The 26,498-nt window shown below is 72.0% G+C and carries 19 protein-coding genes; 17 read left to right on the forward strand and 2 right to left on the reverse strand.

Going from position 1 to position 26,498, the window contains the following annotated elements:
• Positions 1-36 precede the first annotated feature (36 nt).
• The 3 genes from BU197_RS06735 (at position 37) to BU197_RS06745 (ending at position 4,926) form a co-directional block, all read left to right on the forward strand.
• Positions 37-2,409 carry a HelD family protein gene (locus BU197_RS06735; RefSeq protein WP_188267290.1) on the forward strand — a complete coding sequence of 791 codons (2,373 nt, stop codon included), beginning with the start codon at positions 37-39 and terminating at the stop codon, positions 2,407-2,409.
• A gap of 491 nt (positions 2,410-2,900) precedes the next feature.
• A complete protein-coding gene (locus tag BU197_RS06740) occupies positions 2,901-4,331 on the forward strand; it encodes an NAD-dependent malic enzyme (protein WP_188267291.1) in 1,431 nt (476 codons plus the stop codon).
• Between the two features lie 313 nt (positions 4,332-4,644).
• Positions 4,645-4,926, forward strand: a complete 282-nt coding sequence (locus tag BU197_RS06745; protein WP_017237029.1) for an HU family DNA-binding protein — start codon at positions 4,645-4,647, stop codon at positions 4,924-4,926.
• A gap of 223 nt (positions 4,927-5,149) precedes the next feature.
• Here the strand turns inward: BU197_RS06745 and murA are convergent, their stop codons facing one another.
• Positions 5,150-6,496, reverse strand: coding sequence for a UDP-N-acetylglucosamine 1-carboxyvinyltransferase (gene murA / locus BU197_RS06750; protein WP_188267292.1), 1,347 nt, complete (start codon positions 6,494-6,496; stop codon positions 5,150-5,152).
• 289 nt (positions 6,497-6,785) lie between these two features.
• On the opposite strand from murA, the gene BU197_RS06755 reads away from it, so the two are divergent.
• From BU197_RS06755 to mycP, 12 genes are all read left to right on the forward strand, one after another.
• A complete protein-coding gene (locus BU197_RS06755; RefSeq protein WP_188267293.1) occupies positions 6,786-7,346 on the forward strand; it encodes a YqgE/AlgH family protein in 561 nt (186 codons plus the stop codon).
• A 28-nt stretch (positions 7,347-7,374) separates the two neighbouring features.
• Positions 7,375-7,662 carry a DUF3039 domain-containing protein gene (locus BU197_RS06760; RefSeq protein WP_015033918.1) on the forward strand — a complete coding sequence of 96 codons (288 nt, stop codon included), beginning with the start codon at positions 7,375-7,377 and terminating at the stop codon, positions 7,660-7,662.
• 423 nt (positions 7,663-8,085) lie between these two features.
• Positions 8,086-9,390 carry an extracellular solute-binding protein gene (locus BU197_RS06765; RefSeq protein ID WP_188267294.1) on the forward strand — a complete coding sequence of 435 codons (1,305 nt, stop codon included), beginning with the start codon at positions 8,086-8,088 and terminating at the stop codon, positions 9,388-9,390.
• Between the two features lie 5 nt (positions 9,391-9,395).
• On the forward strand, positions 9,396-10,361 hold the full coding sequence (locus BU197_RS06770; protein ID WP_411158452.1) for a carbohydrate ABC transporter permease: 966 nt from the start codon (positions 9,396-9,398) through the stop codon (positions 10,359-10,361).
• Positions 10,358-11,197 carry a carbohydrate ABC transporter permease gene (locus BU197_RS06775; protein ID WP_188267295.1) on the forward strand — a complete coding sequence of 280 codons (840 nt, stop codon included), beginning with the start codon at positions 10,358-10,360 and terminating at the stop codon, positions 11,195-11,197. The genes BU197_RS06770 and BU197_RS06775 overlap by 4 nt, the downstream gene beginning before the upstream one ends.
• Positions 11,198-11,201: 4 nt before the next feature.
• Complete coding sequence (locus BU197_RS06780) at positions 11,202-12,848, forward strand: beta-N-acetylhexosaminidase (RefSeq protein ID WP_188267296.1); 1,647 nt, start codon at positions 11,202-11,204, stop codon at positions 12,846-12,848.
• A gap of 223 nt (positions 12,849-13,071) precedes the next feature.
• Positions 13,072-13,947 carry an FAD binding domain-containing protein gene (locus BU197_RS06785; RefSeq protein ID WP_188267297.1) on the forward strand — a complete coding sequence of 292 codons (876 nt, stop codon included), beginning with the start codon at positions 13,072-13,074 and terminating at the stop codon, positions 13,945-13,947.
• Positions 13,944-16,052: a 2Fe-2S iron-sulfur cluster-binding protein gene (locus BU197_RS06790; RefSeq protein ID WP_188267298.1), complete on the forward strand. Its 2,109-nt coding sequence runs from the start codon at positions 13,944-13,946 to the stop codon at positions 16,050-16,052. The genes BU197_RS06785 and BU197_RS06790 overlap by 4 nt, the downstream gene beginning before the upstream one ends.
• On the forward strand, positions 16,049-18,370 hold the full coding sequence (locus BU197_RS06795; protein WP_188267299.1) for a xanthine dehydrogenase family protein molybdopterin-binding subunit: 2,322 nt from the start codon (positions 16,049-16,051) through the stop codon (positions 18,368-18,370). Before BU197_RS06790 ends, BU197_RS06795 begins: the two co-directional genes overlap by 4 nt.
• A 147-nt stretch (positions 18,371-18,517) precedes the next feature.
• Positions 18,518-18,970, forward strand: a complete 453-nt coding sequence (locus BU197_RS06800; RefSeq protein WP_188267300.1) for a hypothetical protein — start codon at positions 18,518-18,520, stop codon at positions 18,968-18,970.
• Positions 18,971-19,023: 53 nt separating this feature from the next.
• Positions 19,024-20,562 carry a WXG100 family type VII secretion target gene (locus BU197_RS06805; RefSeq protein WP_188267301.1) on the forward strand — a complete coding sequence of 513 codons (1,539 nt, stop codon included), beginning with the start codon at positions 19,024-19,026 and terminating at the stop codon, positions 20,560-20,562.
• Between the two features lie 23 nt (positions 20,563-20,585).
• Positions 20,586-21,833: a type VII secretion-associated serine protease mycosin gene (gene mycP, locus BU197_RS06810; protein ID WP_188267302.1), complete on the forward strand. Its 1,248-nt coding sequence runs from the start codon at positions 20,586-20,588 to the stop codon at positions 21,831-21,833.
• Between the two features lie 63 nt (positions 21,834-21,896).
• Here mycP and BU197_RS30285 read toward each other — a convergent pair whose 3' ends face one another.
• Positions 21,897-22,226: a hypothetical protein gene (locus tag BU197_RS30285; protein WP_223183318.1), complete on the reverse strand. Its 330-nt coding sequence runs from the start codon at positions 22,224-22,226 to the stop codon at positions 21,897-21,899.
• A 1,491-nt stretch (positions 22,227-23,717) separates the two neighbouring features.
• Here BU197_RS30285 and BU197_RS06820 point away from each other — a divergent pair.
• Positions 23,718-24,143, forward strand: coding sequence for a hypothetical protein (locus tag BU197_RS06820; protein WP_188267303.1), 426 nt, complete (start codon positions 23,718-23,720; stop codon positions 24,141-24,143).
• Between the two features lie 13 nt (positions 24,144-24,156).
• Positions 24,157-26,493, forward strand: coding sequence for a hypothetical protein (locus BU197_RS06825; RefSeq protein ID WP_188267304.1), 2,337 nt, complete (start codon positions 24,157-24,159; stop codon positions 26,491-26,493).
• The last annotated feature ends 5 nt before the right edge of the window (positions 26,494-26,498 follow it).

A 26,498-nucleotide genomic window follows, 5' to 3' on the forward strand; every position in this document is an offset into this window, starting at 1 on the left:
GACGGCTGCCCAGTGCACATCAGAAGGGGGCCTTAGGTGGCCGCGCAGGAAGCCGTGGACACGGTCAGGGACCGTGAGATCGGTGTCGAACAGGAACATCTGGATCACGTCTACCGCCGACTGGAGGAGAAGATCCACGAGGCGGAGTTCCTGATGAACGACGCCGCCCAGAAGGGCCACGTCGGCACGCCAGGCGCCCTCGCCGAGCGGGACGCGCAGGTCTTCCGGGCCGGCATCCACCTCAACCGGCTCAACAACGAGTTCGAGGACTTCCTCTTCGGCCGGATCGACCTGCTCCACGGCAAGGACGGAAAGAAGGGCCCCGACGGCGCCTTCACCTCCGTGGAGCCCGCCGAGGACGCCGTACGCGCCGACAACACGGCCGAGATCGGCGAAACCCTCCACATCGGCCGCATCGGCGTCCTCGACTCCGACTACGCGCCGCTGGTCATCGACTGGCGCGCGCCCGCCGCCGCGCCCTTCTACCGCTCCACCCCGGTCGACCCCGGCCGGGTCGTGCGCCGCCGGGTCATCCGCTCCAAGGGCCGCCGGGTCCTCGGCGTCGAGGACGACCTGATGCGCCCCGAGCTGCGGGCCACCCTCGACGGGCGGGAACTGCCGGTCATCGGCGACGGCGCCCTGATGGCCGCCCTCGGCCAGGCCCGCAGCCACACCATGCGGGACATCGTCTCCTCCATCCAGGCGGAGCAGGACCTCGTCATCCGCGCGCCCGCCGCCTCCGTCACCTACGTGGAGGGCGGCCCCGGCACCGGCAAGACCGCCGTGGCCCTGCACCGGGCCGCCTACCTCCTCTACCAGGACCGGCGGCGGTACGCGGGCGGCATCCTGATCGTCTCCCCGACCCCGCTCCTCGTCTCGTACACCGAGGGCGTCCTGCCCTCCCTCGGCGAGGAGGGGCAGGTCGCCATCCGTGCCGTCGGCTCCCTCGTCGACGGCGTCGAGGCCACCGCCTACGACGAGCCCGCCGTCGCCCGGATCAAGGGCTCCTCGCGGATGCTCGCCGTGCTGCGCAAGGCCGCGAGGGGCGCCCTGGAGACCCCCGCGCCCCGGGCCCAGCGGGAACTCGGCGAGGACGAGCAGGCCCCGGCGGGCACCCCCACCCGGCTGCGGGTGGTCGCCTTCGGCCGCCGTCTGGAACTCGAAGCCGACGAGCTGCGGCGCATCCGCCACAACGTCCTCGGCGGCACCGCCCCCGTCAACCTGCTCCGCCCGCGCGCCCGCCGTCTCCTCCTCGACGCGCTGTACGCCAAGTCGGGGGCGGTCGGCCGGCACAGCGACCCGGAACTCGCCGCCGAGCTGCGCTCCTCCTTCGACGAGGACGTCACCACCGAGGACTCCTTCCTCGGCTTCCTCGACGCCTGGTGGCCCGAGCTGACCCCGCGGGCGGTCCTCGACGCGATGGCCGACGAGCGGCGGCTGAGCCGCTGGGCCCGCCGGATCCTCAACCCTGGCGAGGTGCGGCGGCTCGCCCGCTCGCTGCGCCGCCGGGAGCCGTCCGTCCACGACGTGGCCCTCCTGGACGAGCTGGGCACCCTCCTGGGCGCCCCGGTGCGGCCCAGGAAGCGCAGGGAGTACGACCCGCTCGACCAGCTCACCGGCCTGGAGGAGCTGATGCCGGTCCGCGAGGAGACCCAGCGGGAGCGGGCCGAGCGGCTCGCGGCCGAGCGCACCGAGTACGCGCACGTCATCGTCGACGAGGCGCAGGACCTCACGCCCATGCAGTGGCGGATGGTCGGCAGGCGCGGCCGGCACGCCACCTGGACGGTGGTCGGCGACCCCGCGCAGTCCTCCTGGTCGGACCCGGACGAGGCGGCGGCGGCACGGGACGAGGCGCTCGGCTCCCGGCCGCGCCGCCGCTTCGAGCTGACCGTGAACTACCGCAACCCGGCGGAGATCGCGGACCTGGCAGCCAAGGTCCTCGCCCTGGCCATGCCGGGCAAGGAGTCGCCGCGCGCGGTCCGCTCGACGGGCGTCGAGCCCCGCTTCGTCGCGGTGCCGGAGAAGCCCCGCGAGTCCGGGACGCCCGGGACGCCCGATCAGGCCGCCACGGGCGGTCTGGCCGAGATCGTACGGTCCGAGGCGCGGCTGCTCCTGGAGCGGGTCGAGGGCACCGTCGGCGTGGTCGTCGCCATGCGGCGGCGCGAGGAGGCGGCCCGCTGGCTCGCGGCGCTGGGCGACCGGGTGGTGGCGCTGGGCTCCCTTGAGGCGAAGGGCCTGGAGTACGACGCCACGGTGGTCGTCTCGCCCGCCGAGATCGCGGACGAGTCCCCGGCCGGACTGCGGGTGCTCTACGTGGCCCTGACCCGGGCGACGCAGCAGCTCACGGTGGTCGCGGCGGCGGCGGACATGCCGGACGCCGACGGGGTCCCCGACCTGCTCAGGGAGTAGCGCCGGGCCGGTGGCGAGGGCCCCGGGGAAGAGGCCCCGGGACCATGGCGCGGGTCCGGGGCGAACGGTCCCGGGCCCCCGGCGCAGGTCCGGGGGAGTGGCCTCGGGACTGATTTCCGGTCAACCTGTGGCGCTGGAATCACTGGGCAGGGTGGTTTGTTAGCCTTGTCGTGGCACCGGCTCGATCCAAGCCCCCGGGCCCAACCTTCGTCCCTCAGAGGGACCACTTGCCGCGAGGCGAGCATGGCGGGTCGGTGCCACTCAGCGTCATCTTCACGCACGGGCGTGAAAGTCGAGGTCCTCGTCACCCAAGGTGGCGGGGACCTCTTCTGTTTGCCCCGGATCTCTCGTATGGTGGAAAATACTTTCCGAAAACTAAATGACCGCATTACCTGCTACCGGCGGGTAGGTGCGACCATCGGAGGGCGCAGCCAGGCAACCAGCCGGGGCGGCGTAGCAATGAAGCTCAGGGAAAGCAGAGGAACTCGGCCATGGCAACGGCGCCCAGCGTCTCGTACTCGATGACGGTCCGGCTGGAGGTTCCCGCGAGCGGAACCGCGGTCTCCCAGCTCACCACGGCGGTGGAGTCCCACGGCGGCTCGGTCACCGGCCTCGACGTGACCGCCTCAGGCCACGAGAAGCTCCGCATCGACGTCACCATCGCCGCGACCTCCACCGCGCACGCGGACGAGATCGTCGCGCAGCTGCGGACCATCGAGGGCGTCGTCCTCGGCAAGGTCTCCGACCGTACGTTCCTGATGCACCTCGGCGGCAAGATCGAGATGGCGTCCAAGCACCCCATCCGCAACCGTGACGACCTCTCCATGATCTACACCCCGGGTGTCGCCCGGGTGTGCATGGCGATCGCCGAGAACCCCGAGGACGCCCGCCGCCTCACCATCAAGCGCAACTCCGTCGCGGTGGTCACCGACGGCTCCGCCGTCCTCGGCCTGGGCAACATCGGCCCGATGGCCTCCCTGCCCGTCATGGAGGGCAAGGCGGCCCTCTTCAAGCGCTTCGCGGGCATCGACGCCTGGCCGATCTGCCTGGACACCCAGGACACCGACGAGATCGTGGCGATCGTCAAGGCCATCGCCCCCGGCTTCGCGGGCATCAACCTGGAGGACATCTCCGCGCCCCGCTGCTTCGAGATCGAGGCCCGGCTCCGCGAGGCCCTCGACATCCCCGTCTTCCACGACGACCAGCACGGCACGGCCATCGTCGTCCTCGCCGCCCTCACCAACGCGCTCCGCGTGGTGAACAAGGACGTCGGCGACGTACGGGTCGTCATGTCCGGTGCGGGCGCCGCCGGTACGGCCATTCTCAAGCTGCTCCTCGCCGCCGGGGTGAAGCACGCGGTGGTCGCCGACATCCACGGTGTCGTGCACGCCGGGCGCGAGGACCTGGTGGACGCCCCGGCCGACTCGCCGCTGCGCTGGATCGCCGACAACACCAACCCCGAGGGCGTCACCGGCACCCTCAAGCAGGCCGTCGTCGGCGCGGACGTCTTCATCGGCGTCTCGGCCCCGAACCTGCTCGGCGCCGAGGACGTCGCCGCCATGGCGGAGGGCTCGATCGTGTTCGCGCTCGCGAACCCGGACCCGGAGGTCGACCCGGCCGCCGCACGTCAGACGGCCGCCGTCGTCGCCACCGGCCGTTCCGACTTCCCGAACCAGATCAACAACGTGCTGGTCTTCCCCGGCGTCTTCCGCGGTCTGCTCGACGCGCAGTCCCGCACGGTCAACACGGAGATGATGCTGGCCGCCGCCGCGGCCCTCGCCGGCGTCGTCACCGAGGACGAGCTGAACCCGAACTACATCATCCCGTCCGTCTTCAACGACAAGGTCGCGGGTGCGGTCGCCGGAGCGGTCCGCACGGCGGCGAAGGCCGGGGCGACGGCTCCGGCGGCCGGAGAGCGCTGACGGCGCGTCGCGATTCGCGGAGTCGTAAACCCGCCTTTAGGGTTGCTTTTCGGCTCCGCGTCGTGTGCGCGGGGTCGACAGTACGTCACCACCACGGGGCAAGGGCGCTTTTCGTGTGACCCCCGGGGGTGCCGGATTGGCGTTCCCGCCGCTGGTGGGGGCAGGATGCGTGTTTGGGCGCGAGGGTCTGGCATTCAGACCCGGGTCCGGGGACTGTCCGAAGGCCCTGGCAGCATCGGCTTCGCTGTACCCATTCACGCGGCTTCCGCCGCGTGGCACGCCTCACAGGCAAGAAGAACACGGGAGTAACAACATGAACCGCAGTGAGCTGGTGGCCGCCCTGGCCGACCGCGCCGAGGTGACCCGCAAGGACGCCGACGCCGTGCTGGCCGCTCTCGCCGAGACCGTCGGCGAGGTCGTCGCCAAGGGCGACGAGAAGGTCACCATCCCCGGCTTCCTGACCTTCGAGCGCACCCACCGTGCCGCTCGCACCGCTCGTAACCCGCAGACCGGCGACCCGATCAACATCCCGGCCGGCTACAGCGTGAAGGTCTCCGCGGGCTCGAAGCTCAAGGAAGCCGCCAAGGGCAAGTAAGGCAGCCCAGAGGCGACGAAAGGGCGGCCACCCTGTCAGGGGGTGGCCGCCCTTTCGCCTGCCCGCCCAGCGGCCCCGTACGCGCTCCTCGACGGCTGCGCGCGGGGCCTTGTGGCCGGTCAGGGGGTTGTACGGGGGTTGTACGGGCCCTTGGGCGGGCCGTGTACGGGGTCCCGGGCGGGGTCCCGGACCCCGCCCGGGACCCGCGTACGGAAGGCGGGGCTCAGACCCGCGTGCCGCCCGGCAGCTCGACCTTGGCGCCGAGGCTGACGAGCTTGTCCATGAAGTTCTCGTAGCCCCGGTTGATCAGGTCGATGCCGTGCACCCGGGAGGTGCCCTGCGCCGCGAGCGCCGCGATCAGGTACGAGAAGCCGCCGCGCAGGTCGGGGATGACCAGATCGGCGCCCTGGAGCCTGGTCGGGCCGGACACGACCGCCGAGTGCAGGAAGTTGCGCTGCCCGAAACGGCAGTCGGAGCCGCCCAGGCACTCGCGGTAGAGCTGGATGTGCGCGCCCATCTGGTTGAGCGCCGAGGTGAAGCCGAGCCGGGACTCGTAGACCGTCTCGTGGATGATGGAGAGGCCGGACGCCTGCGTCAGGGCCACCACCAGCGGCTGCTGCCAGTCGGTCTGGAAGCCGGGGTGGACGTCCGTCTCCAGGGCGATCGCGTTCAGCGAGCCGCCCGGGTGCCAGAAGCGGATGCCCTCGTCGTCGATCTCGAAGGCGCCGCCGACCTTCCGGTAGGTGTTGAGGAAGGTCATCATCGAGCGCTGCTGGGCGCCGCGCACATAGATGTCGCCCTCGGTGGCGAGCGCCGCCGACGCCCAGGAAGCCGCCTCAAGGCGGTCCGGGAGCGCCCGGTGGTTGTAGCCGTCGAGCCGGTCGACACCGGTGATCCGGATGGTCCGGTCGGTGTCCATGGAGATGATCGCGCCCATTTTTTGCAGGACGCAGATGAGGTCCTCGATCTCGGGCTCCACGGCGGCGTTCGACAGCTCGGTGACGCCCTCGGCGAGCACCGCCGTGAGCAGCACCTGCTCGGTCGAGCCGACCGAGGGGTAGGGCAGCCGGATCTTGCATCCGCGAAGGCGCTGCGGGGCCTCCAGGTACTGGCCGTCGGCCCGCTTCTCGATGGTGGCGCCGAACCGGCGCAGCACGTCGAAGTGGAAGTCGATGGGCCGGCCGCCGATGTCACAGCCGCCCAGACCCGGGATGAAGGCGTGGCCGAGCCGGTGGAGCAGCGGGCCGCAGAAGAGGATCGGGATGCGGGACGAACCGGCGTGGGCGTCGATGTCGGCGACGTTCGCGGACTCGACGTGCGTCGGGTCGAGGACGAGCTCGCCGGGCTCCTCGCCCGGACGGACCGTCACTCCGTGCAGCTGGAGCAGTCCGCGCACGACGCGGACGTCGCGGATGTCGGGCACGTTGCGCAGGCGGCTGGGACCGCTGCCGAGCAGTGCGGCGACCATCGCCTTGGGCACGAGGTTCTTCGCGCCGCGGACGCGGATCTCGCCCTCCAGCGGGGTTCCGCCGTGGACGAGCAGTACGTCTTGGCTGTCTGTGCCGGTCATGAATCTCGCGTTCCGGAGTGGTGTCGGTCGGGTGGCCAGTGAAAAGGGTAAGGGGCGGGGGGACCCCGTTCGGGTGCCTCGGGGGGCCTGTCAGATGTAATGAATTAGGTACAGCACCCTGTGTCCACGCGATCTTGCGGAGCGTCACCGTCCGCTTGGTCCGGGCGGGAGCCGGGGGCGGTCCGCCCGTCCCCTCTGATCTGCGACGGTCCCCGCCGCCCGGATCCGGAGCCGGTCCGGCGCGTCCGAGAGGGCCCGCGAACGCCGAAGATGCGGGATCATGTGTCGCATGACCGAGGTGTCCTCGCTCACAGGCCGGCTGCTCGTCGCCACCCCCGCCCTCGCGGACCCGAATTTCGACCGCGCGGTGGTGCTGTTGCTCGACCACGACGACGAGGGCTCGCTCGGCGTGGTCCTCAACCGGCCCACCCCGGTGACCGTCGGCGACATCCTCGCCCCCTGGGCCGCCCTCGCCGGGGAGCCCGGCGTCGTCTTCCAGGGCGGGCCCGTCTCCCTCGACGCCGCCCTCGGCGTCGCCGTGATCCCCGGCGACGAGGGACCCCTCGGCTGGCGCCGGGTGCACGGGGCGATCGGGCTCGTCGACCTGGAGACCCCGCCCGAGCTGCTCGGACCCGCCCTCGGCTCGCTGCGGATCTTCGCCGGGTACGCGGGCTGGGGCCCCGGGCAGCTGGAGACCGAGCTGGGCGACGGCGCCTGGTACGTGGTCGAGTCGGAGCCTGGGGACGTCTCCTCGCCCCGCCCGGAGGCGCTCTGGCGGCAGGTGCTGCGCCGCCAGCGGGGGAAACTCGCGATGATCGCCACGTACCCCGACGACCCGTCCCTCAACTGAGCCCCGGCTTTCAGTACCCTTGGCGATTATGAGCACTCTTGAGCCCGAGCGCGGGGCAGGTACGGGGACCCTCGTCGAGCCGACGCCGCAGGTGTCCCACGGTGACGGCGACCACGAGCGCTACGCCCATTACGTCCAGAAGGACAAGATCATGGCGAGCGCCCTCGACGGCACGCCCGTCGTGGCGCTGTGCGGGAAGGTCTGGGTGCCGGGGCGCGACCCCAAGAAGTACCCGGTCTGCCCCATGTGCAAGGAGATCTACGACTCCATGGGCGCGGGCGGCGGCGACAAGGACAAGGGCGGCAAGGACAAGTAACGGCGGTCCTCGCCCGGCACGGCGGTCCTCGCCCGGCACCTCGGGACGGCCCCCGGATTGTCGGGACGGCCCCCGGCGCGCGTACTCCGGTACGTGCGGCGGGGGCCGTTTCGCGTTCCCGGGGGCGGGCGGAGGGGGCTTCGGGGGCGCGTGGACCCGGACTCCGGGCGCGTGTGGAGGAGGCTCCGAGGGTGGCGTGGAGGAGGCCCCGAGGGCGCGCGGGCGGGGCTTCTCCACCGTTCCCCGGGAGCTTTTCCCGACCCCCGGGGCCGTTGCGCAGGGTGCTTTCACCGGTTACGGAGTGGTTGAGGTGGTCGATACCTCTTGTCGGGCCCCCGGGAGCGCGCCTAACCTCACGCGTGTTGTGCAGAACGAAACGCACGTTGCGCATGATGCAACACGCGCATCTGGAGGGGATCCGCCATGAAGCTTCCTGCCCGTCTCACCGCCCCGGCCGCCGCGCTCCTGCTGGCCGGCCTCACCGCCACCGCCTGCGCGCCCCAGACCACCGACGGCACGGCCAAGACGGACGAGAAGAGCGGCACCCTGCGCGTCTGGCTCTTCCAGGAGGTGAGCAACAAGCCCAAGGAACAGGCCGTCCAGGAGGCCGTCACCGCCTTCGAGAAGCAGCACCAGGGCGCCAAGGTCGAGGTCGAGTACATCCCTGTCGAGACCCGCGCCCAGCGCGTCAAGGCCGCCTTCAACGACCCCAAGTCCGCACCCGACCTCATCGAGTACGGCAACACCGACACCGCCGGATACGTCAAGGACGGCGGCCTCGCCGACATCACCGCCGAGTTCGGCGCCTGGGACGAGGCCAAGGACACCGACCCCACCGCCAAGCAGTCGGTCACGGTCGACGGCAAGATCTACGGCTCCCCGCTCTTCGTCGGCGTCCGCGCCCTCTACTACCGCACCGACGTCTTCAAGGAGCTGGGCCTGGCCGCCCCGAAGACGCAGGAAGAACTCGTCTCCACCGCCAAGAAGATCCACAAGGCGAAGCCCGACCTGTACGGGATCGCCGTCGGCGGCGCGTACACCTACGGCGCCATGCCCTTCGTCTGGGCGGCGGGCGGCGAACTCGCCACCGAGAACGGCGGCGCCTACAAGGCCGCGATCAACAGCGAGGCCGCCCTCAAGGGCATCACCACCTACACCTCCCTCTTCGGCGACGACAACTGCCCCGCCGCCAAGTGCGCCCAGATGGGCGGCAACGCCACCGTCACCGCCTTCGCCTCCGGAAAGGCCGCCATGGCCATCGGCGGCGACTTCAGCCACGCCGCCGTCGAGGAAGGCGTCGTCAAGGGCAAGTACGCCGTCGTCCCGCTGCCCGGCACCACCCCCGGCTCCATAGCCCCCGCCTTCGCGGGCGGCAACAACATCGGCGTCCTGAAGAGCACCGCCCACCGCAGCCTCTCCGTCGACCTGCTCAAGGCGCTCACCGGCAAGCACACCCAGACCCGGCTCTTCGACGCCATGGGCTTCCTGCCCACCTTCACCGACATCCGGGCCACCGCCGCGGAGCGTCAGCCCTTCGTGAAGCCCTTCATCGACACCCTCGGCGCCGGCACCAAGTTCGTCCCCGCCTCGCCCGGCTGGGGCCAGGTCGACGCCTCCCTCGTCCTGCCCACGATGTTCCAGGAGGTCGTGAGCGGCCGTAAGGACGTCAAGGCGGCCGCCGACGACGCGGCGAAGAAGATGGACGCCGCCTTCGCTCCGGCGGGCTGACCGGCATGACGACCACGCTCACCGGGAAACCGGCCGGGAGCACCGGCCCGCGCACCGCCCCCCGGGGCGGCGCGCGGGCCCCCCGCGGCCCCCGTCGTACCAGCGCCTGGACCCCCTGGCTCTATCTGCTGCCCGCCCTCGTCGTCCTCGGCGGGCTCCTCGTCTACCCCGTCTACCAGCTCGGCCTGATCTCCTTCCTGGAGTACACCCAGGCCCAGGTCAGCGGCGGCGCGCCCACCACCTTCAAGGGTTTCGGCAACTACACCACCCTCTTCTCCGACCCCCAGTTCTGGCAGGTCCTCCTCGCCACCGTCGTCTTCGCCGCCGCCTGCGTCCTCACGACGCTCGGTGTCGGCTGCGCCCTCGCCGTCCTCCTCACCCGCGTCCGGGCGCTGCCCCGGTTCGTCCTGATGATGGCCGCGCTCGGCGCCTGGGCGACCCCCGCGATCACCGGCTCCACCGTCTGGGTCTTCCTCTTCGACCCCGACTTCGGCCCCGTCAACAGGCTCCTCGGGCTCGGCGACCACTCCTGGACCTACGGGCGGTACAGCGCCTTCGCGCTCGTCCTGATGGAAGTCGTCTGGTGCTCGTTCCCGTTCGTGATGGTCACCGTCTACGCGGGCATCAAGGCCATCCCGACCGAGGTCCTTGAGGCCGCCGCCCTCGACGGCGCCTCGCAGTGGCGGATCTGGCGCACGATCATGGCGCCGATGCTCCGGCCCATCCTGGTCGTCGTCACCATCCAGTCGATCATCTGGGACTTCAAGGTCTTCACCCAGATCTACGTGATGACGAACGGCGGCGGCATCGCCGGGCAGAACCTCGTCCTCAACGTCTACGCCTACCAGAAGGCCTTCGCCTCGTCCCAGTACAGCCTGGGCTCGGCGATCGGCGTCGTCATGCTGCTCATCCTGCTGGCCGTGACGCTCGTCTACCTGCGCCTGCTGCGCCGTCAGGGAGAAGAACTGTGAGCGTCCTCCGCGTCCGCCGCCCCGGCCGTCTCGCCGCCGAGGCCGTCACCCTCCTCGTCGCCGTCGCCGTCGCCTTCCCGCTCTACTGGATGGTCCTCTCCGCCTTCAAACCGGCAGGCGAGATCCAGTCCACCGAGCCCCGTCCCTGGACGTTCTCCCCGTCCCTCGACTCCTTCCGGCGCGTCTTCGAGCAACAGGAATTCGGCCGTTACTTCCTCAACTCGCTGATCGTCGCCGGAACCGTCGTCCTGGTCTCCGCGGCGATCGCCTTCCTCGCGGCGACCGCCGTCACCCGCTTCCGGTTCCGCTTCAGGACCACCCTCCTGATCATGTTCCTGGTCGCCCAGATGGTCCCGGTCGAAGCCCTCACCATCCCGCTGTTCTTCCTCATGCGGGACGCCGGGCAGCTCAACACCCTCGGCTCGCTGATCCTGCCGCACATCGCCTTCTCGCTGCCGTTCGCGATCTGGATGCTGCGCGGCTTCGTCAAGGCCGTCCCCGAGGCCCTGGAGGAACAGGCCCAGATCGACGGCGCGAGCCGCACCCGCTTCCTCTGGCAGATCCTCTTCCCGCTGGTCTTCCCCGGCCTCGTCGCCACCAGCGTGTTCTCGTTCATCTCCACCTGGAACGACTTCCTCTTCGCGAAGTCGTTCATCATCAGCGACACCTCCCAGTCGACCCTCCCCATGGCCCTGCTCGTCTTCTTCAAACCGGACGAGAACGACTGGGGAGGCATCATGGCCGGATCGACCGTGATGACCGTCCCGGTGCTCGTCTTCTTCGTACTCGTACAGCGCCGTCTGGTCTCCGGACTCGGCGGCGCGGTGAAGGACTGACGCGATGACTGACACGGACCTGATCCCCGCCCCCCTCTCCGCCGAAGCCCCGGCCGGCACCCGGCACGTCCCCTTCGACGAGCGGACCGTCCTCGACGCCGGACCCGGCACCGAGGACACCGCCCGCTGGCTGCGCGCCACCCTCGGCCCCACCACCGGACTCTCCCTCTCCGACGGCACCGGACCCACCGCCGTACGCCTGCGGATCAGCGAGGACGTGCACCGCACCCACGGCCCCGAGGGCTACCGGCTCACCACCGGCGGCCCCGACGCCACCGCCCTCGTCGAGGGCGGCGGCCCCGCCGGAGTCTTCTGGGGCGCCCAGACCCTCCGTCAGCTGCTCGGCCCCGACGCCTTCCGCGCCGCACCGATGCCCGGCCGGAACTGGACCCTGCCCGCCCTCTCCGTCGCCGACCGCCCCCGCTTCGGCTGGCGCGGCCTCATGCTCGACACCGCCCGGCACTTCACCCCCAAGGAAGGCGTCCTGCGCCTCCTCGACCTCCTCGCCGCCCACAAGCTCAACGTCTTCCACTTCCACCTCACCGACGACCAGGGCTGGCGCGTCGAGATCAAGCGCCACCCCCGGCTCACCGAGGTCGGCGCCTGGCGCCCCCGCACCAAGTGGGGCCACCGCGCCTCGCCGCTCTGGACCGACACCCCCTACGGCGGCCACTACACCCAGGACGACATCCGCGAGATCGTCGCCTACGCCGCCGCCCGCCACATCACCGTCGTCCCCGAGATCGACCTCCCCGGCCACTCCCAGGCGGCCATCGCCGCCTACCCCGAACTCGGCAACAGCGACGTCGTCGACACCGCCGCCCTCGGCGTCTGGGACACCTGGGGCGTCAACCCGAACGTCCTCGCTCCCACCGAAGCGGTACTCCGCTTCTACGAGGGCGTCTTCGAGGAGATCCTCGACCTCTTCCCCGCCGCCACCTCCCCCTTCGTGCACGTCGGCGGCGACGAGTGCCCCAAGGACCAGTGGAAGGCCTCCCCGACCGCCCAGGCGCGCATCAAGGAACTGGGCGTGGGCGACGAGGACGGCCTCCAGTCCTGGTTCATCCGCCACTTCGACCGCTGGCTCGCCGACCGGGGCCGCCGTCTCATCGGCTGGGACGAGATCCTGGAAGGCGGCATCGCCGAGGGAGCGGCCGTCTCCTCCTGGCGCGGCTACGCGGGCGGGATCGCCGCCGCCGAAGCCGGCCACGACGTGGTCATGTGCCCCGAGCAGCACGTCTACCTGGACCACCGGCAGGCCCCCGGCGAGGAGGAGCCCGTCCCCCTCGGCTACGTCCGCACCCTGGAGGACGTCTACCGCTTCGAGCCGGTTCCGCCCGGTATCGCCCCCGAGGCCGCCTCCCACATCCTGGGAACCCAGGCCAACGTCTGGAGCGAGGTCCTGGAGACCCGCTCCCGCTTCGACTACCAGGTCTTCCCCCGCCTCGCCGCCTTCGCCGAGGTCGCCTGGTCGGCCCTGCCCGCGTCCGAAGCCCGCGACTACCCCGATTTCGAACGCCGCATGACCACCCACTACCGGCGCCTCGACGCCCTCGGCGTCGACTACCGGCCCCCGACCGGACCCCTGCCCCGGCAGCAGCGCCCCGGCATCATCGGCCGCCCCCTCGAAGGGACGCCCCCGAACGTGTGAGAGACCCGGCGGACCCCTTCACCCATGAGCGGCCGACCGGAAACCGCCGTCCCCCCCGGAACGTCCGGGACGGAGCGGTCCTTCGCGGACCCTCGCGCCGGACCGCCCCGAAGATGTGCCAGAGTTGCCACGTCCGGCATGTGAGCACGTACGGTACGCCCACACGCAGGCGCGACGGCCGGGCGCATTGGGGACCACCGGGACACCGGGAAGGGGCAGCGGGTTGACCACGCACGCACCACAGACGGCGCAGTCCGTGACGCTGCCCGCCTCGCTCGACGAGGCCGTGGCAGCGCTCACGGCCATGCCGGCCGCCGTCCCCGTCGCGGGCGGCACCGACCTCATGGCCGCCGTCAACAAGGGGCAGCTCCGCCCCGCAGGACTCGTCGGACTCAGCCGCATCACCGAGATCCGCGGCTGGCAGTACCAGGACGGCCACGCCCTCCTCGGCGCCGGACTCACCCACGCCCGCATGGGCCGCCCCGACTTCGCCGCCCTCATCCCGGCCCTCGCCGCCGCCGCCCGCGCGGCCGGACCGCCCCAGATCCGCAACGCGGGCACCCTCGGCGGCAACGTCGTCACCGCCTCGCCCACCGGCGACTCGCTGCCCGTCCTCGCCGCCCTCGAAGCCGAACTCGTCGTCCTCGGACCGCTCGGCAGCCGCGAGATCCCCGTCTCCCACCTGCTCGCGGGCCGCGACCTGCTCGCCCCCGGCGAACTCGTCGGCTTCGTCCGCGTCCCACTGCTCCACGCCCCCCAGGTCTTCCTCAAGGCCACCGGCCGCACCGGCCCGGCCCGCGCCACCGCCTCCGTCGCCGTCGTCCTCGACCCGGCCCGGCGCGGAGTGCGCTGCGCGGTCGGCGCCGTCGCGCCGATGCCGCTGCGCCCGCTGGAGGCCGAGCGCTGGATCGCCTCGCTCGTGGACTGGGACAACGACCGGGGCCTCGCACCCGAGGCGCTCGCGGCGTTCGGCGAGTACGTCGCCGCCGCCTGCATCCCCGACCCGCCGGGCGACGAGGCGTTGCCCCCGGCCGTACTGCACCTGCGGCGCACGGTCGCCGCTCTCGCCCGACGGGCACTGGGGAGGGCACTGTCGTGAGCACCAACGAACAGCACGAGGACCAGGGCGGGGCCCCCCGCGGCTGGGAGCCGATCCCGCAGAGCGAGGGGTACGACGGCGACGCCACGGCGTTCGTCCAGCTGCCCCCCGACTTCATGCTGGACGGCGTCCCCCTGGAAGCCCCCGGCCACGGCTACGTACCGCCGATGATCACCCCGCTCCAGCCGCTGTCCCCGCAGCAGGACCCGACGGGCACCGGCTCCTGGTCGGTCCACATCCCGGCGCAGGCGGAAGCGACGCAGTACTTCGACGGCACCTCCTACGGCGAGGGGGAGTACGTCGAGTACCCGGAGCAGCAGGTCTCCTACGGGCCGACGCCCGGTCAGGAGGACCAGCGGTCCACGGCCGAGTGGCACTACCCGGGGACGGCCGCGCCGGAGCCCGCGTCCTGGCCCGCCCCGGCCGCGCCGGAGCCCGGCCATGAGCCCCCCGGCGGCTTCACCGCCTCCGCCGTCCGCCCGTACGCCGAAGCCCCGGGCACCCTCCCGGGCGGCGCACAGGCGCCGTGGGCGGTACAGGAACAGGAACAGGCGTACGCGTACGGGCCCGAGCACGGGCAGGTCCCGGAGTACGGGCAGCCGCCGGTCATGGAGCACGGGCGGCGGCCGGTCGCGGAGGAGCGGCCGGAGGAGCACCACCCGGCCGCCGAACCGGACCCGGCCGCGACGGCTCCCGCGCCCGAGCGGACGACCGCCCCCGAAGCCCCGCGTCCAGCCGACCCCGCACCCGCTTCCGTCTCCGAACAGACACCCGATCAGGGGACGGGGTACGAGACCGAGTACGGGGCCGAGAGGGCACCCGAGTACGCGCCGGGGCTCCCGCCCGGCCAGGCCACCGGGTACGCACCCGGGCAGGCGTCCGGATACGTGCCGGAGCAGGCCGCGGAGTACGGGGCCGGGCACGCGCCCGAGTACCCCGCCGGGCACGCGCCCGAGCAGGCTTCCGCGTATGTGCCGGAGACGCCCGAGCAGGCTTCCGCGTACGCGTCCGGCCACCCGTCGGAGCAGGCGTCCGAGCACGCACCCGACCACCCCGGCGAGCACCCGGCCGAGCCCGCGCCCGAAACCTCCTCCGTCCCCCTGCCGGGACCGGAGCGGGAGACCGGACAAGGAGCGACGGGAGGACCGGAACAAGGTCCGGCGGGAGGACGGGAACAAGGACCGGCGCGAGGACCCGGGCAGGGCGTCGAGCAGGACCCGGCGGAGCGGACGGCCGAGACCGACGAGGGCTCCCGCCCCGCCCCGGAGCCCGGCACGGACCCCGCGTCCGCCGCGCCCGCCGCGCCGGGGAACGACACCGGTCGGGAGACCGCGCCCGAGCCCGTACCCGTCGCCGTACCGGAGCACGAGCAGGAACACGGGCAGCCGCACGGGCACGCCCCGGCGCCCGAGCATCCGCACGAGCCCGCACCGGTGTCCGAGGCCGCCCCGGTGTCCGAGCCCGCCCCGGTGTCCGAGGCCGAGCAGGTGTCCGAGGCCGAGCCCGCCCCGGCGCTCGTCCCCTTCTCGTCGACCGACAGCGACGAGCATCCTCACACCTCGTACATCCTTCGGGTCAACGGCACCGACCGGCCCGTCACCGGCTCCTGGATCGGCGAGTCGCTGCTCTACGTGCTGCGCGAGCGGCTCGGGCTCGCGGGGGCCAAGGACGGCTGCTCGCAGGGCGAGTGCGGCGCGTGCAACGTGCAGGTCGACGGGCGTCTCGTCGCCTCCTGCCTGGTCCCCGCGGCGACCGCGGCGGGGAGCGAGGTACGGACGGTCGAGGGCCTCGCGGTCGACGGCGAGCCCTCCGACGTGCAGCGGGCGATGGCGAAGTGCGGCGCCGTCCAATGCGGCTTCTGCATCCCCGGGATGTGCATGACCGTGCACGACCTGCTCGAAGGCAACCACGCCCCCACCGACCTCGAAGCCCGTCAGGCCCTCGCGGGCAACCTGTGCCGCTGCTCCGGCTACCAGAGCGCGCTCACGGCCGTCCGCGAGGTCATCGCCGAACGCGAGGCGAGCGCCGCGGCCGCGCACGAGGCCGCCGACGACGGCCGTGTCCCGCACCAGATTCCCCACGCGCACGACGGAGGCATGGCGTGAGCAGCGACGCGACCACCGCCATTCCCACGCTCCCCGACTTCTCGGGCACCCCGGACCGGGAACCGCCCGAGTACGGCATCGGCACCTCGCTCGCGCAGGCCGAGGCCCGCTCGAAGGCCGAGGGCACCTATCCGTACGCCTCCGACCTGTGGGCCGAAGGGCTGCTCTGGGCCGCGATCCTGCGCTCCCCGCACCCGCACGCGCGCGTGCTCTCGGTCGACACATCCGCCGCCGCCGCGATGCCGGGCGTCCGGGCCGTGGTGACGGCCGCCGACGTGCCCGGCGTCGCCACCTACGGCCGACGGGTCGCCGACCGCCCGGTCTTCGCCTCCGACCTGGTCCGGCACCACGGCGAGGCGATCGCCGCCGTGGCCGCCGACCACCCCGACACGGCCCGGCTCGCCGCCGCCGCGATCAGCGTCGAGTACGAGGTCCTCGACCCGGTGACCGACCCGGAGAAGGCCTTCGCCGCCGGACCGCTGCACCCCGACGGCAATCTGATCCGGCATATCCCGCTGAGCTTCGGCGACCCGGCGGCCACCGGCGAGGTCATCGTCGAGGGCCTCTACCGGATCGGACGCCAGGACCCGGCGCCCATCGGCGCGGAGGCCGGTCTCGCGGTGCCCCGGCCCGGCGGGGGCGTCGAGCTGTACACGGCCTCCACCGACCCGCACACCGACCGGGATCTGGCCGCCGCCTGCTTCGGGCTGCCGCCGGAGCAGGTCCGGCTGGTCGTGACCGGCGTCCCCGGCGCCACCGGCGACCGCGAGGACCCCGGCTTCCAGATCCCGCTGGGCCTGCTCGCCCTGCGCACCGGCTGCCCGGTGAAGCTCACCGCCACCCGCGAGGAGTCCTTCCTCGGCCACGCCCACCGCCACCCCACCCTGCTGCGCTACCGGCACCACGCGGACGCCGACGGGCGCCTGGTGAAGGTCGAGGCGCAGATCCTGCTGGACGCGGGCGCGTACGCGGACTCCTCGTCCGAGTCCCTCGCGGCGGCCGTCGCCTTCGCCTGCGGCCCGTACGCCGTCCCGCACGCCTTCGTCGAGGGCTGGGCGGTCCGTACGAACAACCCGCCGTCCGGCCATGTGCGGGGCGAGGGCGCGATGCAGGTCTGCGCGGCGTACGAGGCGCAGATGGACAAGCTGGCGCTCAAGCTGGGCCTGGACGCGGCGGAACTGCGCATGCGCAACGTCATGGCGACCGGCGACCTCCTGCCCACGGGCCAGACGGTGACCTGCCCGGCTCCCGTCGCCGAACTCCTCGAAGCGGTACAGGACTTCCCGCTGCCGCCGCTGCCCAAGGACACCCCCGAGGGCGACTGGCTGCTGCCCGGCGGCCCGGAGGGCGCGGGCGAACCCGGCGCGGTCCGGCGGGGCGTGGGGTACGCGCTCGGCATGGTGCACATGCTGGGCGCCGAGGGCACCGACGAGGTGTCGACGGCGACCGTGCGGGTCCAGGACGGAGTGGCCACGGTCATCTGCGCGGCGGTGGACACCGGTTCGGGCTTCGCGACGCTCGCCCGGCAGATCGTGCAGGACACGCTCGGTATCGAGGAGGTCCACGTGGCCCCCGTCGACACCGACCAGCCACCGGCCGGTCCCTCGGCGCACGGACGCCACACCTGGGTGTCGGGCGGCGCGGTCGAACGGGCCGCGAAGATGGTCCGCACCCAGCTGCTCCAGCCGCTGGCCCACCAGTTCGGCATGTCGACGGAGCTGCTCCAGATCAGCGACGGCAAGATCACCTCGTACGACGGGGTGCTCTCGACGACGGTCACCGAGGCGCTGAACGGCAAGGAACTCTGGGCCACCGCCCAGTGCCGGCCCCACCCGACCGAACCGCTCGACGGGGCGGGACAGGGCGACGCGTTCGTGGGCCTCGCGTTCTGCGCGATCCGCGCGGTGGTGGACGTGGACATCGAACTCGGCGCGGTACGGGTCGTGGAGATGGCCGTGGCGCAGGACGTCGGCCGGGTCCTCAACCCGGCCCAGTTGGCGGCCCGGATCGAGGCGGGCGTCACCCAGGGCGTCGGCGCGGCCCTCACGGAGAACCTGCGCACGGCCCGGGGCCTGATCCGCCACCCGGACTTCACGGGCTACGCACTCCCGACATCCCTGGACGCCCCGGACATTCGCATCGTGAAACTCGTCGAGGAGAGGGACGTCGTCGCCCCCTTCGGCGCGAAGGCCGCGAGCGCGATCCCGGTCGTCACCTCACCCGCCGCCGTGGCCTCGGCAGTACGCGCGGCGACGGGCCGCCCGGTCAACCGCCTCCCGATCAGGCCCCAGGCGGCCGTCGCCGTCCCCACTTCGTAACCAGCCAGGGCCGGTTGCTTGTGCAACCGGGAGGTGCGGACTGTCGTCGTTCCTGACTACAGTGAACTCGCAGACCCGACGGGCGTGTCCTGATATCGGACACCCCGTCACAGCGGTTCATGGCGGTTCACGGGGGAGGAACGCGGGATGAGGCCCGAACTGGGTGGTATGAGCACGGAGGCCGTGCGTTACAACTCGGAGTCCATGACCGAGTTCAAGACGAGCATCGACGGCCTCATCGAGATGCTCACCTCCTCCGAGGCCGACAAGGGCAAGATGAAGGCCGACCCGGTGGTGCGCGCCCAGTTCGGCGGCGGTGGCGCCGCCTGGTCCGAGGCGACCGGCGTGTACGACGCGTACCACCATGTGCTGAGTCAACTGACGGATCTGTCAGGTCTGTTGCAGGACTGTCTGGAAGGCCTCGGCATCGCGGTCGTCGCGTCCAAGGACGGCTTCGAGCAGCTGGACGAGGACACCAGGCGCAAGATGCTCGCGATCCACCAGCGGACCGAGGTAGCCAAGCGACAGGCGGACGAGGCGGCCGGCCGCGCGCCCGTGAGCAAGGGCAGCGTGACGAGCGAGGGCGACACCCTCACGTAGCGGTCGGTGACGGGATCACGCGGAATCAGAGGGACACGGGGAAGAGGCGAGGAATGAGCGCTGAATCGGGTGGCGGGGGCGGGGGCACCGACTTCCGTTCGATGACCCACCAGCAGATGCTGGAGTGGCTGGACGAGGCCAGCACGTTCTCCGTGGGGAACGCGGCGGAGCGGCTGAGGGCGGCGTCCGCGGAGATGCACCGCATCGCCACCCAGCTCAAGAACCGGACCGGCCGGGTGGACTGGAAGGGCGAGGCGGAGAAGTCGTTCACCGATTGGGCCGAGAGCGTCGTCAGCGCGACCCACTCGCTGGGCGAGTACAGCACCGACGCGGCCAAGTGGATGGACCACGCAGCCCACGGCATCGCCACCGCGCAGAGCGCCACCCCCCGCTACACCTCGCACGCCTCGGCCAAGGCGAACCTCGAAGCGGCGATGAAGTACCGCAACGACCCCGATTCCGCGACCGTCGCCCGCAACGCGAAGAACGCGATGGCCGCGAGCGAGGACCTCAAGGCGATCGAGGCCAAGGAGAAGGAGAACAAGGAGGCCGCAGCCGCCGAGATGAAGCGGCTCTCCGAGGCGTACACCTGGGCGACCCAGAACATGAAGGGCCTCGCGGCACCATCGTTCCCGCCGCCACCGGGGGACTTCGTACCGGCGGACTTGGGCAGCCGCCGCGAGTACGGCCAGCCCGAGGGCTACACGTCGCAGGGTGAGCGGAGCCGGGGGACGACAGGGACCACCACGGGTACGTACACGGTCGCGCAGCACCAGCCGGACGGGAACCGCACCACCTCCGACCCCCTCGCCGTCCCGCCGTCGCACGACACGACCGGCCCGACCCCGGTGATCAGGCCCGAGGTCCGGCCCGACGTGCCCGTGGACCTGGGCATCGACAGCGTGGGGACCCTGCCGAACCCGACCACCACCGGACCCGGCCCCGCGCAGCCCGGCCAGCCTCCGCTCACCAAGCCGGACGGCGGCGCGCCTCCGCTGATCACCACCGGAGTGCCCCCGTTCACCGGGAAGGGCGGCCCGGGACCGGCGGGCCCGCCCGCGCCGGTCACCGGCGGCGGACCCCGGGGCCCGGTCACGGGCGGCGGTCCGCGCGGACTCGGCCCGCTCGGCGGCATCCCCCGCGAAGGCGTCCACGGGGTCCCCCGCGAGGGCATCAGCGGCGGCCGTCCCGTCCCCCAGGGCAACGGCCGTCCCGGCACCGGCATCCCGCGCGGCACCGTCATCGGCACCGAACCCGGCGCACGCGGCGGCGCGGGCATGGGCCGCAGCCCCATGGGCGGCCACGGCATGGGCGGCCCGATGGGCGGCGCGGGCTCCGGCCAGAGCGGCATCAGCGGCGGACGCAGGCTCGCGGGCGAGACCGGCGGGGTCGTCGGCGGCCGGGCGCAGCGCGCCGGGGCGGCCGGTGGCGCCGGGCGTCCCTTCACGCCGGGCGGCTCCGGTCTGGTGCGCGGAGGCCAGGCCAAGCCGGGCGAGCGCGAGGAGCAGAGCGGAGAGCGTCCCGACTATCTGGTCGAGGACGAGGAGACCTGGCAGCAGGGCCGCCGTGTGGCGCCGCCCGTCATCGACTGATCAGCGCGAGGAAGCGGAAGCAGATGCGTACCAGGAGTGTTCGTCGCAGCCGTGCCCGGGTCACCGCCGGGGCCGCCTTGGGGATGCTCCTGGTGGGCATCGCCTCCGTGCCCGCCCACTCGGCGGGCGTCCGGGACCGGCAGTGGCATCTGGACGCCATGGGCGCCGAGGAGATCTGGCGGCTCAGCACGGGCAAGGGCGTGACCGTCGCCGTCATCGACTCCGGCGTGGAGCGGCAGAGCCCGGACCTCGCGGGCCAGGTGCTCAAGGGCAAGGACTTCGCGAGGGACGAACCCGGCGACGAGTTCACCGACTACGCCGGTCACGGGACCGGCATGGCCGCTCTCATCGCGGGCACGGGCGAGGCCGCCGGAGGGGAGGGGGCGTTCGGGCTCGCCCCCGGGGCAAAGATCCTTCCCGTGCGTGTGCCGGGAGCCAAGGCCGGCAAGAAGTCCCAAGCGGACGCCGATCGCGAGTTCAACGAGGTCATGCCCAAGGCGATCCGCTTCGCCGTCGACTCGGGTGCCAAGGTCGTCAACATCTCGCAGGCCGCGACCAGCGGCTCCCAGCAGCTCACGGACGCCGTGAAGTACGCCCTGGACAAGGGTGCCCTGATCTTCGCCGCCGTCGGCAACACCGGGGACAAGTCCAACAGGGTCGAGTACCCGGGCGCCACCCCGGGTGTCGTCGGAGTCGGGGCCATCGACAAGAAGCTGACGCACCTGCCGTTTTCCCAGCACGGACCTCAGGTCGACCTGGTGGCGCCCGGCAAGGACATCGTCGCCGCCTGCTCCGGAGGCCGGATCTGCACCTCCTCCGGCACCAGTGACGCCACCGCCCTCGCCTCCGCCGCCGCCGCGCTGCTCTGGTCCAAGCACCCCGAGTGGACCAACAACCAGGTCCTGAGGGTCATGCTGAACACCATCGCCAAGCCCACCGAGGGCGGGAAGCGCAGCGACTTCATCGGGTACGGGGCCATCCGGCCGCTGCGGACGCTGAAGACGCCCGGCGACCCCGGTCCGGCCGGAGTCCGGCCCATCGACGATCTCGCCGAGACCGTGAACCCGACGCCGTCCGATCCGGCCTCCTCGGCTCCCTCGCCGTCCGAACCCGCCGCCTCGGGTTCCTCCTCCGCGCCCGCTCCCGCTCCGCAGGCCGCTGCTTCCGGCCAGGACGGCGGCAACGGGCTGTGGATCGGGCTCGGCATCGGCGCCGCCGTGCTGATCGCCGGAGCCGTCGCCGTGCCCGTCCTCCGCTCGCGCCGGAGCTGACGGGACCTTGAGCGGGACCGGCCCGGCGTACGGAGTCCGAGCCCGGCCCCGGGGCGGGCCCGCTCAGACCCCGTACACCGGCATGGCCGCGATCCGCCCGCCGCGCGCGACGAACACCCGGTGGGCGGCGCTCACCAGCCGATAGGGCCCCTCGCGTTCCATCCGCACGGTGAACAGGCGCGCGTGCGTGGTCTTGTGGACCACCCGGACGACACTGTCGTCGCTCTCCGGGAGCCAGACCGTCGCGCCTTCCACGACGGGCGCGGTGATGCCCTCGCCCCAGGTGTCCATGGCCTCGGTCCACTCCCAGGACGGTCCGGAGGCGAGGTCGGACCGGGTGCGGAAGCGGAACGCCCGGCGGCCGTCGACGGCGACGACGAAGTCGCCGTCCACCGTCGGACTGCCCCAGCCCTGTTCCTTGTCGATGTGGCCGACGGCCCCCTCCTTCCACAGGAATTCGCCGCCGTCGAGCCATCAGCTGCGGGCCGCCCAGGTACAGGACGCCGCCGGAGACGACGGGCCGCTGGCCCTGGGTGCCCTGGCCCTTGATCTTCCACACGGTCTCCCCGGTGCCGGTGCCGGTGCCGGTGTCGAGGACCGAGACCTGGCCGTCCCTCCCGTGGACCGCCAGCCGCTTCCCGCCGACCGCCGCCCGCGCGGGGCCGTGCGTGGAGCGAGGCGAGGGCATCAGGCGCGTCCAGACGGTGGCGAGCGTCCATGCGTCGACCGCGCGCAATTCGTCGTCCCGCGTCACCAGATAGATCCGTGCGGCGTCGGCCGCGAGGACCCCCGCCGCTCCCTCGCCGCCCTGCCGGACGGGAGCCCCGGTCGCGGCCACGTACGTGCGGAGGGGTGCCGTCCTTCCCCACGCCGACGACCATCCGGTCGGCGACCGAGACGAATCCGGCCCCGGCGTCGGTGTCCTCGGCCCGCCACCGCTCCCTGCCGTCCGTGACGGCGAGGGCGAGCAGCCCACCCGCCTTCGCCGGGACGACCAGCACGTCTCTTACGGGCAGGGGGAGTTCGTCCCCGGGTGCCATCACGTCGAGCGGCCCCCACAGCGTATTGGGCACCTCGTCCTGCCCGGTGTCGACCGCCGAGAGGAACGCCGCCTCCGGGGCCGCCACGGCGGGCGGTACGTCGTCGGGGGGTACGTCGTCAGCGGGGGAGGCATCCTCGCCCCGCCTCAGCCACCAGGCCCCCGCCCCGCCGCCCACGCCCAGGACGCCCATGCCCACGGCCGCCCCGGTGAGGAAGCGGCGCCGGGAGGGGCGCGCGGACGGCACGGCGGTGTCCGGTGGCGCCGTCAGCCGCTTCACCGCGGCCTCGCGCCGCCGGATGTTCTCGGCGAGCGGGCCCTTGCGCCAGATGAGGCGGCCTCGTCCAGAGTCCCGGCTCCGTCCAGGGTCCCGGCCTTGTCCGGCGCGGCGGCCCCGTCCAGAGCCCTGGCCCCATCCGGCGCCCCGGCCGCTTCCGTCGCCTCCCGTCGAACCGCGTACTCCCCCTCCACGCGCGCCCGTTCCGTCATCCCAGCACCCCCGTCTTCCGTGCGCCCCGTGGCGACGGGGGCGGGCCGAGCCTATCGAGCAGCGGTTCGGTGGCCGTGCCGGGAGGGTGTCGCGTACGACGGTGCGGCCGAGACGGAGGCGTGGTCTTCGTCGCGTACGGCGGCTCGGGTCCGGGAAAAGTCCGGGCTGTCCGGGTTGCGAAGGTGAAGTGGATGCGCGTACCCGGTGAAGATCCCCGAAGTGGGGCGGATTCCGTACCCGCAATGCTCGAACGGGCTTTTCTGGGGCTACGATCGCGGTGCCTCCCCGGGAGACGAACTTGCGGGGGCGAAGCCCGTACGGGCTGCGAGGGCAGTGGTGTCAGCGGGGGTGGAGCATGTCGTTCGAAGAGGAGTGGGCGTCCGTTCGGACCGCCTCCACGGCCAGTGTGAGCATGCGGCTCAACCAGGTCGCCCCGGAGCCGGGCGGTGGTGGCGGGAACGCCGACCTCAGCGTCGACCAGGACAAGCTGGGCGCCATCGGCAGCGCCGCCTACGCGCTGCACGGCCGGTTGGCCAAGGACGGCAATCACGCGCGGACGAACACCACAGAGGCGGCGGGAGGCATGTCCAGCCACGGTTTCCGTACCGGTTCGGCGATGGCCACCGTCCAGGAGACGTGGAGTTCGCAGCTGAACACGCTGCTCGACGCCTGCGCCAACATCTCCAACCACCTCGACTACAGCGCGGCCTCGCACGCGAAGGAAGAGGCGGACATCAAGGCGGCCCTCGCGGCCTCCAAGATCAACGAGTACTTCAAGTAGGCCGGGGGCTGCTGTGCTGACCTTTGACAACGTGTACCAGGCGCCGCTGGACAAGATGAAGTCCGCCGCCGACGACTGGTCGACGATGAAGGGCAGCCTCGACAAGCTCGCCGAGGACGCCCGTACGACCATGGCGGCGAAGGCCAAGGACGACTACTGGCGCGGGGTGAACGCCGAGGTCACCAAGCCGTTCGTGGATAAGACGGCGAAGGAGTTCGGCGACGCGGCGAAGGCCGCCGACGGCATCCACAAGGTCCTGCTCGACGGGTACAACGCCTTCAAGAAGGCGAAGGACGACCTCAAGAAGATCGTCGACACGGAGGCGCCCGCCGCCGGTTTCAAGGTGAGTTCGGCCGGAGTGGTGTCGGCCGTCGAGCCGCTGGCGGAGACCAGGGACCAGGGGACGCGGCACGACCCCGACTTCCCCGAATTGGTCCGCAAGGAACGGGAGGCCGTCGCGGTGATGCAGCGGCGGATCGACGCGATCGTCGAGGTCTGCGACGAGGCCGACGTGTCCTGTTCGAACGCGCTCAAGGCCAACATCACCACCGACCAGCACAATTTCAGCGCGCCCACGTACGGCAGCCTCGACGCCGAGGAGGCGCGCCGCGCGTCCGACCTGGCGAAGAAGGGCCGGGACCTCACGCACGAGGAGCTGGCGGAACTCAACGAACTGCTGAAGGACAACAGCGGTTCGAGGGAGTTCTCCCGCACCTTCTACGACAACCTCGGCCCCAAGGGCTCCCTGGAGTTCTTCGGTCAGCTGTCCACGGACACGTATGACTACTCGAAGGTCGACAAGCAGCGCCTCGCCGACGTCCAGGAACTCCAGAAGAACCTGGGCCTCAACCTGGCGAACGCCACTCAGGGCGGCGACGCGTGGACCGAGTCGTGGTCCAAGGACATGCGCAAACTGGGCACCGAGCGGATCCCGCTGGTCAAGTACGACAACAACCCTGCGTACGGCTACCAGTTGCTCGGCGGCATCATGCGCTACGGCAACTACGACCCGAAGTTCCTGGTCCCGATCGCCGAGCACGTCACGCAGCTGCACGCGAAGGACCCGTACCTCTTCGCCGACAGCAAGCCGCTGGGCGGCGGCTGGCTGAAGAACCAGTACAACCCGTCCGGTGTGAACGGCTCCGGCTTCGACCCGATGGTCCCGATGCTGGAGGCCCTGGGACACAGTCCGGAGGCGGCGAAGGACTTCTTCTCGCAGGACCCGACGTCGTACAACAGGGACGGCAGCCCCGGCGGCGAGCTGAACCTGGGCAAGGACAAGGACGGCAAGGAGATCAAGAACTACCTCGACTTCTTCGGGAACGAGAAGTACGAGTTCTTCCCCGACATCGACGGCCACGACCTGGACGCGGCCAAGAAGTCCGCCGACTACATGCCCGACGCGCTCGGCCACGCCCTGGAGGCGGCGACGCTCGGCCACGGCTGGGACGACCCGACGCCGGAGCTGAAGCGGGACGAGGCCACGGCCAAGATCATGACCGACGTCGTCGCCAAGTACGGTGGTGACGCCGAGCTGTTGAAGAAGTGGCAGTCACCGCTGGCGGACAGTCTCGGGAACATGGGCGCCGGGTACATCGACGACCTCAACTGGGCCCTCGGCAAGAACGACCCCAACAGCGTCTACGCCCCGGCGCAGGACCCCTCGGCCCACCCGAAGTTCGACCGCGAGCCCGCGGTGAGGTTCCTCAGCGCCCTGGGCCAGCACCCGGACGCGTACGCCTCTCTGTCCACCGCCGAACGGCTCTACACCACCAGCGTCCTGGAGGCGCAGGTCGGCCCCGACGGCACGATCGACGAGGGCAAGGCCCGGTCCGCCGTGTACACGGGCGCCACGTTCCAGGGTCTCCTCGACGAGTCGCGTGCCAACCAGGTCGAGGCCGAGGGCATGAAGAAGCACGAGGAGTACGAGAAGGCGCAGGCGGCCAAGGCCGGGTGGGTGGAGCTGGGGGCCACCGTGGGCATCGCCGCCGGTGTCGCCTTCCTGCCCGCGACCGCCGCCGTCGGCGCGGCCGCCATCCTCGTCCCGCTCGCCGTCGACACCGGATCCGGCGTCATGGAGCAGCTTGCCGGGCAGGTCATCGGCGACTGGTCGGACAAGTCGGTGGAGGACCACAAGGACGCGACCGAGGACAAGATCCATGAGGACAAGGCCGCCCTGTACACGGCGGGCCGGTACAGCGCCGAGTCCCCGATGGAGCGCTTCCTCGGGATGCACAGCGACAAGGTGAGCAGCAACTTCAAGCAGGACATGATCGAGTCCGTGGCCGGCGGCTACGGTCTGGGCAACGATCACGCGAAGCAGACCGGCAACGCGCCCGAGACCGGTTGATCCAC

It is taken from the genome of Streptomyces sp. CBMA291, from assembly GCF_014596525.1.
Classification (GTDB): domain Bacteria; phylum Actinomycetota; class Actinomycetes; order Streptomycetales; family Streptomycetaceae; genus Streptomyces.

Excerpts from the sequence above, each read along its gene's own strand:
- BU197_RS06765 (WP_188267294.1), top strand. The coding sequence starts at position 8,086 with ATGAAGCTTCCTGCCCGTCTCACCGCCCCGGCCGCCGCGCTCCTGCTG.
- BU197_RS06740 (WP_188267291.1), top strand. The coding sequence starts at position 2,901 with ATGGCAACGGCGCCCAGCGTCTCGTACTCGATGACGGTCCGGCTGGAG.
- BU197_RS06755 (WP_188267293.1), top strand. The coding sequence starts at position 6,786 with ATGACCGAGGTGTCCTCGCTCACAGGCCGGCTGCTCGTCGCCACCCCC.
- murA (WP_188267292.1), bottom strand. The coding sequence starts at position 6,496 with ATGACCGGCACAGACAGCCAAGACGTACTGCTCGTCCACGGCGGAACC.
- BU197_RS06770 (WP_411158452.1), top strand. The coding sequence starts at position 9,396 with ATGACGACCACGCTCACCGGGAAACCGGCCGGGAGCACCGGCCCGCGC.
- BU197_RS06780 (WP_188267296.1), top strand. The coding sequence starts at position 11,202 with ATGACTGACACGGACCTGATCCCCGCCCCCCTCTCCGCCGAAGCCCCG.
- BU197_RS06800 (WP_188267300.1), top strand. The coding sequence starts at position 18,518 with ATGAGGCCCGAACTGGGTGGTATGAGCACGGAGGCCGTGCGTTACAAC.
- mycP (WP_188267302.1), top strand. The coding sequence starts at position 20,586 with ATGCGTACCAGGAGTGTTCGTCGCAGCCGTGCCCGGGTCACCGCCGGG.
- BU197_RS06820 (WP_188267303.1), top strand. The coding sequence starts at position 23,718 with ATGTCGTTCGAAGAGGAGTGGGCGTCCGTTCGGACCGCCTCCACGGCC.
- BU197_RS06760 (WP_015033918.1), top strand. The coding sequence starts at position 7,375 with ATGAGCACTCTTGAGCCCGAGCGCGGGGCAGGTACGGGGACCCTCGTC.
- BU197_RS06805 (WP_188267301.1), top strand. The coding sequence starts at position 19,024 with ATGAGCGCTGAATCGGGTGGCGGGGGCGGGGGCACCGACTTCCGTTCG.
- BU197_RS06745 (WP_017237029.1), top strand. The coding sequence starts at position 4,645 with ATGAACCGCAGTGAGCTGGTGGCCGCCCTGGCCGACCGCGCCGAGGTG.